Origin of the sequence: Streptococcus sp. SO4 (assembly GCF_030440055.1) — a bacterium.
In the GTDB taxonomy this organism is placed as follows: domain Bacteria; phylum Bacillota; class Bacilli; order Lactobacillales; family Streptococcaceae; genus Streptococcus; species Streptococcus nidrosiense.
In genome coordinates, this window is sequence record NZ_JAQFJI010000001.1 from 24218 (window position 1) to 40755 (window position 16538).

General features: G+C 39.9%; 17 protein-coding genes, 1 pseudogene and 1 riboswitch. Of the genes and pseudogenes, 12 read left to right on the forward strand and 6 right to left on the reverse strand.

All coding sequences use genetic code 11. The annotated features are described in order from the left end of the window. Nucleotide 1: 1 nt before the first annotated feature. Nucleotides 2–883 carry a ribonuclease HIII gene (rnhC, locus tag PCY08_RS00115; RefSeq protein WP_301559031.1) on the reverse strand — a complete coding sequence of 294 codons (882 nt, stop codon included), beginning with the start codon at nucleotides 881–883 and terminating at the stop codon, nucleotides 2–4. An 86-nt stretch (nucleotides 884–969) separates the two neighbouring features. On the opposite strand from rnhC, the gene zapA reads away from it, so the two are divergent. The 8 genes from zapA (at nucleotide 970) to PCY08_RS00155 (ending at nucleotide 10599) form a co-directional block, all read left to right on the forward strand. Beyond that, a complete protein-coding gene (zapA, locus tag PCY08_RS00120) occupies nucleotides 970–1272 on the forward strand; it encodes a cell division protein ZapA (RefSeq protein WP_000002025.1) in 303 nt (100 codons plus the stop codon). Then, a complete protein-coding gene (locus PCY08_RS00125) occupies nucleotides 1269–1817 on the forward strand; it encodes a CvpA family protein (protein WP_301559032.1) in 549 nt (182 codons plus the stop codon). The genes zapA and PCY08_RS00125 overlap by 4 nt, the downstream gene beginning before the upstream one ends. A 263-nt stretch (nucleotides 1818–2080) precedes the next feature. Continuing rightward, nucleotides 2081–4417, forward strand: a complete 2337-nt coding sequence (locus PCY08_RS00130) for an endonuclease MutS2 (RefSeq protein ID WP_301559033.1) — start codon at nucleotides 2081–2083, stop codon at nucleotides 4415–4417. Between the two features lie 146 nt (nucleotides 4418–4563). Further along, nucleotides 4564–4652, forward strand: a riboswitch (glycine riboswitch). A 90-nt stretch (nucleotides 4653–4742) separates the two neighbouring features. Further along, entirely contained in the window at nucleotides 4743–6065 is a 1323-nt protein-coding gene (locus tag PCY08_RS00135; protein ID WP_301559034.1) for a sodium:alanine symporter family protein, read from the forward strand. Nucleotides 6066–6564: 499 nt separating this feature from the next. After that, nucleotides 6565–7743: a ryptide export MFS transporter gene (locus PCY08_RS00140; protein WP_301559035.1), complete on the forward strand. Its 1179-nt coding sequence runs from the start codon at nucleotides 6565–6567 to the stop codon at nucleotides 7741–7743. Between the two features lie 223 nt (nucleotides 7744–7966). Beyond that, a complete protein-coding gene (locus PCY08_RS00145; protein ID WP_301559036.1) occupies nucleotides 7967–8515 on the forward strand; it encodes a carboxymuconolactone decarboxylase family protein in 549 nt (182 codons plus the stop codon). Between the two features lie 14 nt (nucleotides 8516–8529). Further along, the gene (locus PCY08_RS00150) at nucleotides 8530–9594 is read left to right on the forward strand and encodes an acyl-CoA dehydrogenase family protein (protein WP_301559037.1); all 1065 of its coding nucleotides are present in this window, start codon (nucleotides 8530–8532) and stop codon (nucleotides 9592–9594) included. Nucleotides 9595–9702: 108 nt separating this feature from the next. Then, nucleotides 9703–10599 carry a TDT family transporter gene (locus PCY08_RS00155; RefSeq protein ID WP_301559038.1) on the forward strand — a complete coding sequence of 299 codons (897 nt, stop codon included), beginning with the start codon at nucleotides 9703–9705 and terminating at the stop codon, nucleotides 10597–10599. Nucleotides 10600–10683: 84 nt separating this feature from the next. Here the strand turns inward: PCY08_RS00155 and PCY08_RS00160 are convergent, their stop codons facing one another. Genes PCY08_RS00160 through PCY08_RS00175 form a run of 4 tightly spaced genes read right to left on the reverse strand, consistent with a single transcriptional unit; the run spans nucleotide 10684 to nucleotide 12339 of the window. Next, on the reverse strand, nucleotides 10684–11223 hold the full coding sequence (locus PCY08_RS00160) for a DUF3278 domain-containing protein (RefSeq protein ID WP_301559039.1): 540 nt from the start codon (nucleotides 11221–11223) through the stop codon (nucleotides 10684–10686). Nucleotides 11224–11235: 12 nt separating this feature from the next. Continuing rightward, a complete protein-coding gene (locus PCY08_RS00165; RefSeq protein WP_301559040.1) occupies nucleotides 11236–11577 on the reverse strand; it encodes a hypothetical protein in 342 nt (113 codons plus the stop codon). A 10-nt stretch (nucleotides 11578–11587) separates the two neighbouring features. After that, nucleotides 11588–12130 carry a DUF3278 domain-containing protein gene (locus PCY08_RS00170; RefSeq protein WP_301559041.1) on the reverse strand — a complete coding sequence of 181 codons (543 nt, stop codon included), beginning with the start codon at nucleotides 12128–12130 and terminating at the stop codon, nucleotides 11588–11590. A 14-nt stretch (nucleotides 12131–12144) separates the two neighbouring features. Next, nucleotides 12145–12339 carry a helix-turn-helix transcriptional regulator gene (locus PCY08_RS00175; protein WP_006152985.1) on the reverse strand — a complete coding sequence of 65 codons (195 nt, stop codon included), beginning with the start codon at nucleotides 12337–12339 and terminating at the stop codon, nucleotides 12145–12147. Between the two features lie 217 nt (nucleotides 12340–12556). On the opposite strand from PCY08_RS00175, the gene PCY08_RS00180 reads away from it, so the two are divergent. After that, a complete protein-coding gene (locus PCY08_RS00180) occupies nucleotides 12557–13390 on the forward strand; it encodes a metallophosphoesterase family protein (protein WP_301559042.1) in 834 nt (277 codons plus the stop codon). A 63-nt stretch (nucleotides 13391–13453) separates the two neighbouring features. Here the strand turns inward: PCY08_RS00180 and PCY08_RS00185 are convergent. Then, nucleotides 13454–13678 (reverse strand): annotated as a pseudogene (locus tag PCY08_RS00185) (transporter substrate-binding domain-containing protein); the annotation flags it as partial. Nucleotides 13679–13815: 137 nt separating this feature from the next. Between PCY08_RS00185 and PCY08_RS00190 the strand changes: the two are divergent. The 3 genes from PCY08_RS00190 (at nucleotide 13816) to pepV (ending at nucleotide 16527) form a co-directional block, all read left to right on the forward strand. Then, nucleotides 13816–14316, forward strand: coding sequence for a hypothetical protein (locus PCY08_RS00190; protein WP_301559043.1), 501 nt, complete (start codon nucleotides 13816–13818; stop codon nucleotides 14314–14316). Nucleotides 14317–14511: 195 nt separating this feature from the next. Then, nucleotides 14512–15117: a nitroreductase family protein gene (locus tag PCY08_RS00195; protein WP_000670142.1), complete on the forward strand. Its 606-nt coding sequence runs from the start codon at nucleotides 14512–14514 to the stop codon at nucleotides 15115–15117. 9 nt (nucleotides 15118–15126) lie between these two features. Continuing rightward, a complete protein-coding gene (gene pepV / locus PCY08_RS00200; RefSeq protein WP_301559044.1) occupies nucleotides 15127–16527 on the forward strand; it encodes a dipeptidase PepV in 1401 nt (466 codons plus the stop codon). Nucleotides 16528–16538: the final 11 nt, after the last annotated feature.

Below are 16538 nucleotides of genomic sequence, written 5' to 3' on the forward strand. Positions count from 1 at the left end.
TTTACCTTTCTAGCATTTTTTTTGCTTTTTCAGTATTTTTAAAGTGTAGTTTGGCGCAGAAGTTGAGTCCCTGCATACCATAAGCATGAAGGATTTGGCTAGCTACCTTATCAGAAGCTGTTCCAGCCCCGCTTGGAAGTTGATAACCAAGTTCTCTACCCAGATTTTCGAGATTTTCTAGAAAGAGATCACGCGCAATGATAGAACTTACTGCGACAGCCAAGTACTTACCTTCGGCTTTTTCCTCTAGGCTGACTGGATTAGAAAAATGATTGGCTTCATTTTTTAAGTACTTCTCATAGTTTTGAGCACTCGTAAAAGCATCGATCACAATCTTTTCTGGCTGGACTCCCTTTTGTAGGAGGAGAAAAATCGCTTGATTGTGCAGAGCTACCTTTACGGAAACGGCATTGTAGCGCTCTCCGATGACTTCATTATACTTACTTGGAGAAAGAAGAAGCGCTTGGTGCTGGATTCTCTCCTTAAGCAGAGGGGCAAGCTGACGAATCTTTTGGTCTGTCAGAGTCTTAGAATCCCCTACACCTAGTTTTCGTAGGAAGTCATGTTGGTCAGGAGTCACAAAGGATGCTACTACAGCCAGACCACCGAAGTAGGAACCATTCCCCACCTCATCTGTTCCAATCAAGGGGAAATTTTGTCCGCTAGTTCCTTGACTGACCTGATAACCAAAAAAACTGGCATAGTTTTCAGCCATTTCTCCCTGAAGCAAGACTTTTCCAGAAGTGTAGATGGAAACACTAGCTTGGGGAAGCTTCAAAAAGTAGCGAATATAAGGATTTTTACTAGGAGTCAGTGCCTGTTCATATTGCTGAACAAAGGCTTGGATTTCCTTTTCACTCGGGGTTAATGTAATACTTGCCATAGTTCTTATTGTACCATAAAAGCTGTAGAATTGGTAAAAACTGACAAACTTAGTGAAATTTGGTATAATATCGTGAGGTGAATTTTATGGCAAATTTAAATCGATACAAGTTTACATTCGGCAAAAAAACATTGACCCTAACAACTGAGCATGACAACCTCTTTATGGAGGAAATTGCCAAGGTCGCGACAGAAAAATATGAAGCAATCAAAGAACAAATGCCTGGAGCGGATGATGAGACAATCGCTATTTTATTAGCAGTCAATAGCTTGTCAACTCAACTCAGTCGTGAGATTGAATTTGATGATAAGGAGCAAGAATTAGAAGCTCTCCGTCATCAGGTTGTAGCAGCAAAACAAGAACAGAGCAAGATTGAGGATTCCCTATGATTTCCGTCCTTCTCTTATTGGTTCTTGCATGGAGCTTTTATATCGGTTACCGTAGAGGATTAGTTCTCCAGATTTACTATTTTATAGCAACTGTGATTTCAGCTCTTCTTGCAGGAAATTTTTATCAATCTTTAGGGAAACAATTTGATTTGTTGATCCCATATGCAAGTCCACAGCAAGGGCAGGGTACCTTCTTTTTCCCTTCAAATCAACTTTTCCAACTGGACAAAGTCTTTTATGCAGGTCTTGGTTACCTCTTAGCCTTTACTATATTTTATTGCATTGGTCGTTTGCTGGGTCTCTTTCTTAATCTTCTACCGACTAAAAAGCTAGCGGGTCAATATTTCCGTATAGGTGCAGGAGTTTTATCAGTGGCTGTGACCTTATTTGTCCTCCAGATGATACTGACTATTCTTGCGACTGTTCCTTTACAAATTGTTCAAAATTCACTTGAAAACAGTTTTGTAGCTAAACATATTATCCAGAGTGTTCCCATCACTAGTCATGTGATTAAACAACTCTGGGTAACCAAAATAATCGGATAAAAAGGGCGGGAACTATTCCTAGCCTTTTGTTTACAATTTCATACTCTTCGAAAATCTCTTCAAACCACGTCAGCTTCGCCTTGGATTATATATGTGACTGACTTCGTCAGTCTTATCTACAACCTCAAAGCAGTGCTTTGAGCAACCTACGGGTAGATTCCTAGTTTGCTCTTTGATTTTCATTGAGTATCAATAGTTTAGGAGCCTTTTTGAAAAGAGTGAGAATTTTAAAAATTCGTTCGCTCATTACGAAGGAAAAGAAAATGAATAAAAAGATACTAGAAACATTAGAATTTAATAAGGTCAAGGCTTTATTTGAGCCTCATCTTTTGACTGAGCAAGGACTAGAACAGTTGAAAGAACTTGCTCCGACTGATAAAGGAGACAAGATTAAGCAAGCTTTTGCAGAGATGAAGGAAATGCAAGAACTCTTTGTCGAGCATCCTCATTTCAGCATTTCGGCAACAAAAGATATTGCTGCAACTAGCAAACGTTTGGAGATGGGTGCTGACCTCAACATCGAGGAATTTCTCCTTCTCAAGCGTGTCATCTTTGCCAGTCGTGAATTGCAGAATTTTTATGACAATCTTGAAAATGTACGTTTAGAACACCTAGCTAACTGGTTTGAGAAACTTCATGATTTTCCACATTTACAGGGAAATCTACAAGCCATCAACGAAGCTGGATTTATTGAGAACTTTGCTAGTGAGGATTTGGCACGAATCCGTCGAAAAATCCATGATAGTGAAAGTCAAGTCCGTGATGTCCTGCAAGACCTTCTCAAACAAAAAGCTCAGATGCTGACAGAAGGTATCATCGCAAGTAGAAATGGTCGCCAAGTTCTTCCAGTTAAGAATACCTATCGTAATAAGATTGCTGGTGTGGTTCATGATATCTCTGCCAGTGGGAACACTGTTTATATTGAACCACGTGAAGTAGTCAAGTTGAGTGAGGAAATCGCAAGTCTTCGTGCAGACGAACGCTATGAGATGATGCGTATCCTCCAAGAACTCTCTGAACGAGTAAGACCACACGCAGCTGAAATTGCAAATGATGCTTGGATTATCGGACATTTGGACCTGATTCGTGCTAAGGTGCGCTTTATCCAAGAGACGGAGGCAGTAGTACCTCAAGTGTCTGAGGGACAGGAGATTCAACTTCTTCACGTTCGTCATCCCTTGGTTAAAAACGCTGTTGCCAATGATGTGCACTTTGGGAAAGATTTGACAGCTATCGTCATCACGGGTCCTAATACAGGTGGTAAGACCATTATGCTCAAGACCTTAGGTTTGACCCAGTTGATGGCTCAGTCTGGTTTGCCTATCCTAGCTGATAAGGGTAGTCGTGTAGGGATTTTCGAGGAGATATTCGCAGATATCGGAGATGAACAATCCATCGAGCAAAGTCTCTCAACCTTCTCTAGTCACATGACTAATATCGTAGATATTCTGGGTAAGGTCAATCAAAACTCCCTCTTGCTACTGGATGAGCTTGGAGCAGGTACAGATCCCCAAGAAGGAGCTGCTCTTGCCATGTCTATCCTAGAAGACTTACGTCTGCGTCAGGTCAAGACTATGGCAACCACTCACTATCCTGAACTTAAAGCCTATGGTATTGAAACGGCCTATGTTCAAAATGCTAGTATGGAGTTTGATACAGCTAGCTTGCGTCCAACTTATCGTTTTATGCAAGGAGTTCCTGGTCGAAGCAATGCCTTTGAAATTGCCAAACGTCTAGGCTTGTCGGATGTCATTGTAGGTGATGCTAGTAAGCAAATTGACCAAGACAATGATGTCAATCGCATCATTGAGCAATTGGAAGAACAAACACTTGAAAGCCGGAAACGTCTTGAGAATATTCGCCAAGTCGAGCAAGAAAACCTCAAGATGAACCGTGCCCTTAAAAAACTTTATAACGAGCTCAATCGTGAGAAAGAAACTGAACTCAATAAGGCGCGTGAGCAAGCTGCTGAGATTGTTGACTTAGCACTAACTGAGAGTGATGATATACTTAAAAATCTTCACAGTAAATCTCAACTAAAACCACATGAAATTATCGAAGCCAAGGCTAAACTCAAAAAATTAGCTCCTGAAAAAGTTGACCTTTCTAAAAATAAGGTTCTCCAAAAAGCTAAGAAGAAACGAGCTCCAAAAGTTGGAGATGATATTATCGTTTTAAGCTATGGTCAACGTGGTACCTTGACCAATCAACTCAAGGATGGTCGTTGGGAAGCACAGGTTGGCTTGATTAAGATGACACTTGAAGAGAAAGAATTTGATTTGGTTCAAGCCCAGAAAGAAGCGCCAGTCAAGAAGAAACAAGTTAACGTGGTTAAACGTGCAGCAGGCAAAGGCCCACAAGCTCGACTAGACCTTCGTGGCAAACGCTACGAGGAAGCCATGGAAGCCTTGGATGCCTTTATCGACCAAGCTCTTCTCAACAATATGGCCCAAGTCGACATCATCCATGGTATCGGTACAGGTGTCATCCGTGAAGGAGTAACCAAATACCTGCAAAGAAACAAGCAAGTCAAGAGCTTTGGCTATGCACCGCAAAATGCAGGCGGATCTGGCGCAACCATTGTAACCTTTAAGGGATAAAGCGAAACGAATGAAAATTATAATAAAATTTTCTGAAAATAATTGACAAGAGCTAAATTTTCTTGTAAAATAAATAAAAATTAAATACAACACCGAATGAAGTTTAATAGAAGTGGAAAATCGTTTGATTTTTCATGACTGTAAATGGACGGAACTCTGGAGAGACCGTAAAGGCACCGAAGGGGCAAGGCAGGCAACTGCTCAAACTCTCAGGTAAAAGGACAGAGCAATGATAGAGCGCTTTTTGGCATTTATCGATGCATTCCAGAGTACATGTTTTTAACATGTGCTCTTTCTTTTGGGGTTGAATAGATAGGAGAATGGTATGTTAAATTTGCTAAAAGAGCTGGATGCTCTAGTATGGGGACCACCCCTTTTAATTTTATTGGTTGGTACAGGGATTTACTTAACCCTTCGTTTAGGGCTTTTACAAATCCTGCGTCTTCCTAAGGCCTTCCAGCTTATTTTTACCAAGGATAAGGGGCATGGAGATGTGTCGAGCTTTGCTGCCTTATGTACAGCCCTCGCAGCAACTGTTGGTACAGGAAATATTATCGGGGTTGCAACGGCTATCAAGGTTGGTGGACCATGTGCTCTTTTTTGGATGTGGGTGGCTGCTTTCTTTGGAATGGCAACCAAGTATGCAGAAGGACTACTTGCTATTAAATATCGAACCAAGGATGACCATGGTGCGGTAGCAGGAGGACCGATGCATTATATCCTTCTAGGGATGGGCGAAAAGTGGCGCCCTCTTGCAATCTTCTTTGCTGTAGCTGGAGTACTAGTTGCACTTTTGGGGATTGGTACTTTTACCCAGGTGAATTCCATTACAGAATCCGTGCAAAATACGGCTAGTATTGATCCGACAATTACTGCACTTGTTTTATCTATTTTCGTAGGGATCGCAGTCTTTGGTGGACTTAAGTCCATTTCTAAGGTATCAACTACAGTTGTTCCCTTTATGGCTATTGTCTATATCTTGGGAACCTTTACAGTCATTTTCTTTAATATCGATAAAGTACCGGCAACACTTTCACTGGTCCTTACATCAGCTTTTAGTCCCATAGCTGCAGTGGGAGGATTTGCAGGAGCTAGTGTTCGGATGGCTATTCAAAATGGTGTGGCGCGTGGTGTCTTCTCAAATGAGTCGGGATTGGGTTCGGCTCCCATTGCGGCTGCGGCAGCTAAGACCAACGAACCGGTGGAGCAAGGTTTAATTTCCATGACAGGAACCTTTATTGATACCTTGATCATCTGTACCTTGACTGGTTTGACAATCTTAGTGACTGGGGTTTGGAATGGTAATTTAGATGGTGTTGCTCTAACTCAGTCAGCTTTTTCTACAGTATTTTCTTTCTTTGGACCTGCTCTTTTAACGGTCTTCTTGGTACTCTTTGCCTTTACCACGATTTTGGGTTGGAACTATTATGGAGAGCGTTGTTTTGAATTTCTCTTTGGCGTTCGCTTTATCTGGCTTTATCGTGTGGTCTTTGTACTCATGGTCTTGCTGGGAGGATTTATCGAGCTGGATATGGTCTGGGTCATTGCGGATATTGTTAATGCACTTATGGCTCTGCCAAACTTGATTGCACTCTTAGCCTTGTCGCCAGTTGTTATTGCTGAGACTAAGAAGTATTTTGCTAAATAATGTAAGATTGATATTACCATTTATAGATAAGACTAGCATCTGTTTGTGAGATGCTAGTTTTTTCACTACTAGGGCTAGTCTTTTATTTTATACTCAATGAAAATCAAAGAGCAAACTAGGAAACTAGCCGTAGGTTGCTCAAAGCACTGCTTTGAGGTTGTAGATAAAACTGACGAAGTCAGTCACATATATAATCCAAGGCGACGTTGACGCGGTTTGAAGAGATTTTCGAAGAGTATTCTGTCATAAGATGAATGAAATTCAATAGTACCTCTTTTATGATATCCTTTATTTGCACTTTTATTTATTGTATAATAGTCAGCATAAATCTGTTTTTATACTCAATGAAAATCAAAGAGCAAACTAGGAAGCTAGCCGCAGGCTGTACTTGAGTACGGCAAGGCGAAGCTGACGTGGTTTGAATTTGATTTTCGAAGAGTATTAGTCTGATATGTCTTGTTTCATCTATGTGCGAAAGAGAAATAAACTGGAGGTATTTATGTCAAAAGATATTCGAAAATTAGTGACTTCACAGGGAATAGCGAATCTAGCAGATGTCTTTTTTAGAGTCATTGTGATTGCAAATGTGTTTGTCTTATCTGGTTCGGTCATTTCAACCTCCCTAGTACCAATTCTGATAGGTCTATCCTCCTTTTTAGCCAGTTTCTTAGTCCCGTTAGTAACAAAGAGATTAGCTTTAAATCGTGTTCTTTTCTTGACTCAATTTGGTAAGACGATTCTGTTAGCGATTTTGGTTTTTCTACTCAAGCAATCTGAAACTATTTCCCTCCCTCTCTTATATGCTATTGTCACTTTTATCTCCGTTTTGGATGGTTTTGCAGCACCTGTTTCCTATGCGATTGTTCCACGCTATGCAAGTGATTTAGCTAAAGCGAATGCAGCCATTTCTATGAGTGGTGAAAGTGTACAACTAGTTGGTTGGGGTTTAGGAGGTTTCTTATTTGCGAGTCTGGGAATGAATCCTAGCCTGCTCATTGTGTTAGCCTTGTTTACAATTTCGACGATTTTGATGGTCGGTTTGCCACTTGTCGAAAAAGAAGAGTTATCCTCTGAAACAAGCCTTGAGACGCTAACAAAGGGTTGGCGATTGGTGGCTAAAGAATCAAGATTAGGCTTTATTGTCCAAGCCAATCTTTTAGAAATTTTAGCTAATGCTATCTGGGTATCATCTGTTTTACTTGTTTTTGTGACTGAAATTTTACACCAGTCAGAAAGCTATTGGGGCTACGTCAATACAGCCTATTCCTTGGGGATTATCTTGGGAGGTGCTATTGTCTTCCGTCTAGCAGAGAAAGTTGTTACCTATAAATATCAAACTATGACCTTTTCTTTGTTAGCTACAGCACTAGTAACTCTGTTGATAGTGTTATTTCCAAATCCACCTATTTTTCTATTCCTATCTCTAGTAATTGGTTTTCTATCTCAGATTAAGGAAGTTCCTGAGAGCGTATTTTTACAGGAATCGGTTGATGAGAAGGAACTTGTGAATGTTTACTCCGTTATTGAAGTTGTCTCTACATTGGCTTTTTCTGCTTCTGTTTTTCTAATGAGTTCTATCACAGAATATTTTGGAGTATTTACTGGCTTTGGCTTGACTATATTCTGCTTGTTAGTAGAGTCCATCTTAGTTTTAAGAAACAAGCATCAGATAAATTAACAGTATGATCACACATCTGGTGTGATTTTTTGTTTTCATAAAAATTTTTTATCAGTGCAATTTAAAATATATATTATGCAAGGTATAGATTCTGTGTTAGACTTATTGTCAACGAAAAGCTAACGAGTCATCAATCAAGGCAAGGATTTGTTCAATAGGCTGATGAGATTTCGTAAGATTTTCGCAGAAACTATTTAATTACAAAACGAAAAGAGGTCCCCTTATGACAACATTTACTATCCACACAGTAGAATCAGCACCAGCAGAAGTGAAAGAAGTTCTTGAAACGGTAGAAAAGGATAACAATGGCTATATCCCAAATCTAATCGGTCTTTTGGCCAATGCCCCTACAGCCCTAGAGGCTTATCGCACTGTTGGCGCTATTAACCGTCGCAACAGTCTAACACCTGTAGAGCGCGAAGTGGTACAAATCACTGCAGCTGTAACTAATGGTTGTGCCTTCTGCGTCGCTGGCCATACAGCCTTTTCTATCAAGCAAATCCAGATGAACGATGACCTACTTCAAGCCCTTCGCAATCGTACTCCAATCGAAAGCGATCCTAAGCTGGATACCCTAGCTAAGTTTACCTTGGCAGTTATCAATACCAAAGGGCGCGTAGGAGATGAAGCTCTTGGAGAATTTCTTGAAGCAGGCTATACACAAGAAAATGCCTTGGATGTTGTTCTCGGTGTCAGTCTAGCAAGTCTTTGTAACTATGCCAACAACCTAGCTAACACACCGATTAATCCAGAATTACAACCTTATGCATAGGAGGAGGACAAAGTATGGGATTTTTTTCAGAAGAATTTTTAAGCTGGTTAGACCAGCACGCTGATGAAATTGACAAAAAATCATGTCAAGCTGGAGAAGAGCTGATTGAGAAAATTGCTGCAGAAGGCGCCTTTCGTGTAGGAGTACCAAAAGTTCTTGGAGGGCTAGGTGGAAGTGATCAAGATGTTATCGATATCCTTGCAGAACTCGCTCAACATTCCTTAACAGCTTCCTTTATCTCATGGGGGCAACGAACTTTAATAGACAATATTCTTCATACTGATAATGCTTATTTCAAAGAAGTTTACTTGGAAAAACTCCTATCAGGAGAATATGCAGGTGCTACGGCCTTATCTAATGCAGTCAAGTATCTATCTGACTTAGAAGAACTAAATGTTCGAATTCTTGAAGAAAATGGGAATTATTACCTAAAAGGACGACTTCCTTGGGTAACCAATGCACGTAGGGATCGCTTTCTTACTATTTTTGTAGCAGGATTTGCAGATGATCCGAGCCAAAGTTACGTAGTAGCTGTACCATCGGACGCAGAAAACTTTAGTCGTTCCGAAGATTTGGAATTTGTTTCTCTCCAAGGAGGAAATACAGCAGCTCTGACTTTTAACAAGGTATCTTTAAAGGAAGAGTGGATTCTATCGAGGGATGCTCATCAATTTTTAGCGCAAAATCGTCCAGCCTTTTTAGGCTACCAATTTGGCCTAGCCTTTGGTTTGGCTGAACGTTCACTCTCAGAAGCCGAAAAAGAATTGGGGAAAAGAGATGTCTTGAAGGAAGAATGGCAGCATCAGGTCGAACAGTTAGATGATATTCGACATTCTCTCTATCAAGGACTATCTGAAGAGTCCTATTTCGTTAGAAATCCGCGTGAGCTATTCCAGTTACGAATTGATATTGTTGATATTGTTGCTCAAAGTCTCTTGTTAGAACTACAAGCTGGTGGCGGTAGAGGATATTTTAGTAAATCGACATCTGGTTTCATACGTCGTTGGAATGAAGGTGCCTTTTTACCAATTGTTTCTCCTAGTGCAGTGCAATTGCGACATATTCTAGCGACAAACTAACAATAAAGAAAATAAAAACGAGGTTTATCTTTTTAAACTTCGTTTTTTAATACTTCATTTAAGCGCTTTTATGCTATACTGATAATAACATGACTATTGGAGGTTCACATGAAAAAACTCCCCTTGGCCTTTTCAGGGTGCTTATTGGGATTGGCTGGAGCAGGCAATCTCATCCTGGATATTTTTCCACTATTATCGCACGTCTTTAGTTTGTCAGGCTTGATTTTATGGTTTTATTTTTTATACAGTCATCTTAGTGATTGGCAAGAGAGCCAGCAAGAACTTAAGAAAGCTCCTCTATTATCGGGAATGGCGACCTTTCCCATGGCAGGGATGATTTTATCAACCTATTTACTGCGAATCTTACCCACGAGTATGAGTATCATAGCGCAAGCTCTGTGGTGGTTTGCCTTTCTACTAGATGTAGGTTTAATCATCTACTTTACTAAAAATTATGTGCAGACTAAACCAAGAACGAACGCAACGCCAAGTTGGACAGTTCTTTATGTGGGGATAGCAGTAGCAAGCTTGACCTACCCAGTGGTGGGTATAGTCGAGATTGCCTATGGCGCTTGGATTTTTGGCTTTACCTTAACCCTTTACCTTTATCCTCTGATTTATCAAGATTTGAAAAGTAATCCATTGCCACGGGCTTTACTGGGGCAAGAAGGAATCTATTGTGCTCCCTTTTCTCTACTGTTGGCAGCACTCGTTCGAATCGGAGGTTCAGCTCTTCATGGCTGGATTTTGCTAGTCATGATCCTTGCCTCACAGGCTTTCTTTTTCTTTGTCCTCAGTCGTTTGCCAAGGATTTTAAAACAGGGATTTCAACCAGCTTTTTCAGCCCTAACCTTCCCAACTATCATCACTGCAACTTCATTGAAAATGGCTCAAAGTATTCTGCAGATTCCAGTCCTTAACCTCCTCGTTTGGCTAGAAATGATCATTTGTTTAACAATCCTTGTCTATGTATTAGTAGAATATATGAGGTATTTAAGGAATTAAAAAAGCCCCTAGCACTGAGAAGTGTTAGGGGATGTTCTTTCTGTTAGGTTAATAGCTATTATAACCAACAATCCAAGCAGTTTCTTACTTTTCCTTATGTAGTGATAGAAAGCTGTAGACCATAGTCCCGAAGATTGCTCCAATACTAAGACCAAAGACAAGTAAGGGGACCATTATCTCTGTTTGGATGATTTTTTCCAAGAAAATTGATAGAGGTATCTGCTGAACGAAGAGTTTATGAAAGAGTAGCAGGGCAAATAAGCCAATCTCAATACTTATAAATACCAACCAACTACGAACTTTTATTTGGTGTTTGCTGTAGGTTTTGTAGATGATTTCTGATTTGTCATCCTTTTCAAGATGAAGCTCTTGGACGGCTCTTTGAGCTTTTATACTCATGAACCAAATGAGTCCAAAATAGATGTAGGGCATAACATTTCGAACAATTTCTATAAAGCGTCCGAACAAAATATAGAATAGGAAGAGAATGAAGGAAGAGTAAAAGATTTGGACCATGGAACGGGCGCAAGCCTTATAGATGACCTCTTGACGGCATTCATCAAAAGGCCCTTGGATATGAAAGAAATTTCGAAGTAAGCGAGTTGTTAAGTCTTCTTTTTGCATGGTAGGGACCTCTTAATAACCTTGTTTTTGATTAACTTCTTTAAAGAGTTGATAGAGAGTATAGAAGTAGACTAGACTAAAAACGATACAGATGGTTAGAAATAGTAGATATCTCCAATCCATAGAACTCGTTATCAGTTGTGGGAGTGATACGAGGATAAAGCAGAGAGATGCGTTTAAGAGGCGTCTTTTTTTTGATTTGATTTTCTGAAATCTTTGTCCTTTGTTCAAGACAGGAATGGCTAAGAGGAAGATGATCAGAAAAGGACGTGTAATTTGGCCATAAACTAGGAAAACTGTCACAAAGATACTGATCAAAATATGGCTGAGAATTAAAGTTACTAGTGATTTCATAAGTTTCCTCCTAATCGTCGTCTTGATCTTCTCTAGCTTTTTGAATGCGAAGAGTGACGACAATATGCACTGTTAATCCGAAAAAGAAGGCTGCAACGATGGTTGACAAGATACTTCTTGTATTCAAGAGAGCGGTAAGATAACTTTTGCTATCATCCATTAGGATATTGAGAAGTGGCATTCCAAAGAACATGGCTATTCCATAAACCAGACCAGCTTTAAGTCCAGGATTACGTAACTGTTTCTTTTCCTTCTGGCTCAACATATCAGGATCGATAGCAGCAATACCAGTTTTTTTAGTTTGAGTAGTGACATAGAAAGAACAAACCAAGGAAATCAGAAAAATAATGATTGGATATCCGAAAGCGACCATTTGGGGATATTTATAGGCAAGAACAAAGGGGATGAAATTGCCTAGAGTCATGAGGTAAAAGAGAATCATAAAGACTTTATTCCCGATGTGGTCAGCCTCGCGTCGTTTGTGTTCATCAAGTGGCCCTGAAATGCCATAGATACGTTTGATTAGTTTTTCATAGAGGGGTTCTTTTTTCATTTTTCTTCTCCTTTTTAAAAATCATCCTCCCAAAAGAGACTGTTGAGGTCAGTTTGGAGGCTGCGGGCGAGATTGAGACAGAGTTCCAGGGTAGGATTGTACTTGTCGTTCTCAATCATGTTGATAGTTTGCCTAGAGACACCGATATCCTTGGCAAGTTCGAGTTGGGACTTTCCCAGTTCCTTGCGGAATTCTTTTACGCGATTCATGCTTCCTCCTTTTTAGTTAATGTCACATATATTTGACTATAGTATATTCTTTTAAGAACATAATGTCAACTATTTTTGACATATTTGTAAAAGAATCTTGCTGATAATATTTCTATGTGAAAATCTTCTAGCGATTTTATGCTATAATGAAGAAAAGTAAAAAATATAAGAGTGGATTGAATAAACCGAAAGCTATCCACTAAAGAAAGAGCAGAAAATGAACCATAAGATTGCAATTTTATCAGACATACATGGCAACACGACGGCCTTAGCTGGAGTACTTGAGGACGCTAAAAATTTGGGAGCGACTGAATATTGGCTTTTGGGAGATATTTTTCTTCCTGGGCCGGGAGCAAATGACTTGGTGGCTCTTTTGAAAGAACTTCCCATTACAGCATCCGTTCGAGGGAACTGGGATGATTGTGTTTTAGAGGCTTTAGATGGGCAATATGGTTTAGAGGATCCCGAAGAAATTCAGTTTCTCAGGATGACTCAGTATCTGATGGAGCGCATAAATCCCGAGCATATTGATTGGTTGAGAAAGCTACCTATGATAGCCAAGAAAGAAATCGAAGGCTTGCGCTTCTCACTTTCTCATAATTTGCCTGAGAAAAACTATGGTAGAGATTTACTGGTTGAAAATAATACTGAAAAATTTGACCAGCTACTTGATGAAGATACAGATATAGCCGTCTATGGCCATGTCCATAAACAGCTTCTTCGTTACGGTAGTCAAGGTCAACAAATCATCAATCCAGGTTCGATTGGTATGCCTTATTTTGACTGGGGAGGGCTGAAAAATCACCGAGCCCAGTATGCCTTGCTTGAGGTTGAAAATGGTGAATTGGTCAATATCCAATTTCGAAAAGTTGCTTATGATTATGAAGCAGAGCTAGAATCAGCCAAGACCAAAGGTCTTCCTTTTATCGAAATGTATGAAGAATTACGACGTGAGGACAACTATCAAGGACATAATAGGGAATTACTTGCTATCCTAAATGAAAAGCATGGCTATGTGGAGGATGTGAAGAATTATTTTGATTTTTTGTAAGAGTTGCTTTAACGAACAGATACTAAATAAACGATTGGACGAGCCAATCGTTTTTAGTATTTCTTATTGCAATTGTGACTGATCTGGTAGGTAAGAACCACCGAGATAGGTTTTGCTGAGTTTTTCAAGGGTTCCATCTTGGTAGAGTTCTTTAAGAACCTTGTCAAATTGGTCTTTAAATTCTTTTTGGTCACTTGAAAAGATGATGTAGTTGTTTGGATTGTCATTGCTTTCCAAGTCAACTACGTTCAAGTCTAAACCTCGGTCTTGGATAATTTTTTGAACATTTTCGATAGATTTAATATAGATTTTAAAAATAGCGAACTCAAAGATCTTTTTAGCTTCAATAATTCGGTAAATGTTTGACAATGAAATTATTTTATTTTAAAATATAGGTATCATAAAACTATTTAAAGGAGATAGTCATGAAAAAACTTCTTACTGTGGGCCTTGTGCTCTTATCAGTTGCAACTTTAGCAGCTTGTGGAAATAAATCTTCTGATTCTGCAAGTAAAGCTTCAAGCTCGACTGAACAAACATCTGCTTCATCAAAAACAGATAACTCAAAGACAAACACATCTGAAGTTACTCTTTTAACAGATGAAGAAATCGACAACGCTAAAACAGTTGGAGATATGAAAACTCTTTTTGGTAAGTTGATTGACAGCTATAAGAAATATGTTGAAGAAATCGGTGACAAAGTTCCAGAAGCTCAAAAAGATGCTTATAAACAACAAGTGGAACCTGCTCTTAACTCACTAGAAACTTCAAGAAAGGCATTTAATGATGGATTGTCAAGCGCTGGTTCTGATGATACAGAAATGCCAGAAGAAGCACGCACTGTTTTCCTTCAACAATTGAAGACTGCACGTGATGCTATGAAACAAGCGATTGAGTCTGCAAGTAAAATTGTTTCAGCGCAATAATATGAGTAAAGTAGGCGAGTAATCGTCTACTTTTTCTTATGCAAAAAATTTTTACTATAGCTAGCAACTAAATCGAAAAGTATGTAATTCCTGATTAAGAGTTGGAATAAAGATCTCTACATTATGAAAAATCTCTGCAAGCTCTTTCAGAATGTGGTAAAATGGAAGCAATAGAAATAGAAAAGGAAATCAATTATGAAATTTCTTGAGTTAAATAAAAAACGTCATGCGACCAAGCATTTTATTGATAAACCTGTCGATCCGAAGGATGTTCGTACAGCTATCGAAATCGCAACCTTGGCACCAAGCGCTCACAACAGTCAGCCTTGGAAATTCGTCGTGGTTCGTGAAAGAAATGCTGAACTAGCAAAATTGGCTTACGGTTCAAACTTTGAGCAAGTAGCATCTGCACCTGTAACCATTGCCTTGTTTACAGATACAGACTTAGCTAAACGTGCTCGCAAGATTGCCCGTACTGGTGGTGCCAACAATTTCTCAGAAGAGCAACTGCAATACTTCTTGAAAAATCTTCCAGCAGAGTTTGCGCGTTACAACGAACAACAAGTCAGTGACTACTTGGCTCTTAATGCAGGATTGGTTGCGATGAACTTGGTCCTTGCTTTGACTGACCAAGGAATCGGATCAAACATTATCCTTGGTTTTGACAAATCAAAAGTCAATGAAGTCTTGGAAATCGAAGAACGCTTCCGTCCAGAGCTCTTGATTACAGTGGGATACACAGATGAGAAGTTGGAACCAAGCTATCGCTTGCCAGTAGATGAAATTATCGAAAAAAGATAGGAAGAAAAAATGACAGTTATTGATTTTACAGCAGAAGTAGAAAAACGTAAAGAAGACCTCTTGGCTGACTTGTTTAGCCTTTTGGAAATCAACTCAGAACGTGATGACAGCAAGGCAGATGCTGAGCATCCATTTGGACCTGGGCCAGTAAAAGCCTTGGAAAAATTCCTTGAAATCGCAGACCGTGATGGCTACCCAACAAAAAATGTCGACAATTACGCAGGACATTTTGAGTTTGGTGAGGGAGAAGAAGTTCTCGGAATCTTTGCCCACATGGACGTAGTGCCAGCAGGTAGCGGTTGGGACACTGACCCTTACACTCCAACTATCGAAGATGGTCGTCTTTATGCGCGTGGTGCTTCTGACGATAAGGGTCCTACTACAGCATGTTACTATGGTTTGAAAATCATCAAAGAATTGGGACTTCCAACTTCTAAAAAAGTTCGTTTCATCGTGGGAACAGACGAAGAATCAGGTTGGGCAGATATGGACTACTACTTTGAGCATGTAGGACTTGCAAAACCAGACTTTGGCTTCTCTCCAGATGCTGAATTCCCTATCATCAATGGTGAAAAAGGAAATATCACAGAATACCTTCACTTTGCTGGTGAAAATACTGGTGCAACACGTCTTCACAGCTTCACAGGTGGCTTGCGTGAAAACATGGTACCAGAATCAGCAACTGCAGTCGTTTCAGGTGACTTAGCTGACTTGCAAGGGAAACTAGACGCTTTCGTTGCAGAGCACAAACTCAGAGGAGAAATCCAAGAAGAGAACGGTCAGTACAAGGTAACTGTAATTGGTAAATCAGCTCATGGTGCTATGCCTGCTTCAGGTGTCAATGGTGCGACTTACCTTGCCCTCTTCCTCAGCCAATTTGCTTTTGAAGGACCTGCAAAAGACTATCTCGATATTGCTGGTAAGATTCTCTTGAATGACCACGAAGGTAAAAACTTGAAAGTAGCTCATGTGGATGAAAAGATGGGTGCCCTTTCTATGAATGCGGGTGTTTTCCGCTTCGACGAATCAAGTGCTGACAATACTATTGCCCTCAACTTCCGTTATCCAAAAGGAACAAGCCCAGAGCAAATCAAGTCAGTTCTTGAAACCTTGCCAGTTGCTTCAGTTAGCCTTTCTGAACATGGGCATACTCCTCACTACGTACCAATGGAAGATCCACTCGTTCAAACCTTGTTGAATGTTTATGAAAAACAAACAGGTCTTAAAGGTCACGAACAAGTCATCGGTGGTGGAACATTTGGACGTTTGTTAGAGCGTGGTGTAGCCTACGGTGCTATGTTCCCAGATTCTATCGATACTATGCACCAAGCCAACGAATTTATCGCCTTGGACGATCTTTTCCGTGCAGCAGCTATCTACGCTGAAGCTATTTACGAATTGATCAAATAATGCTATAGAAG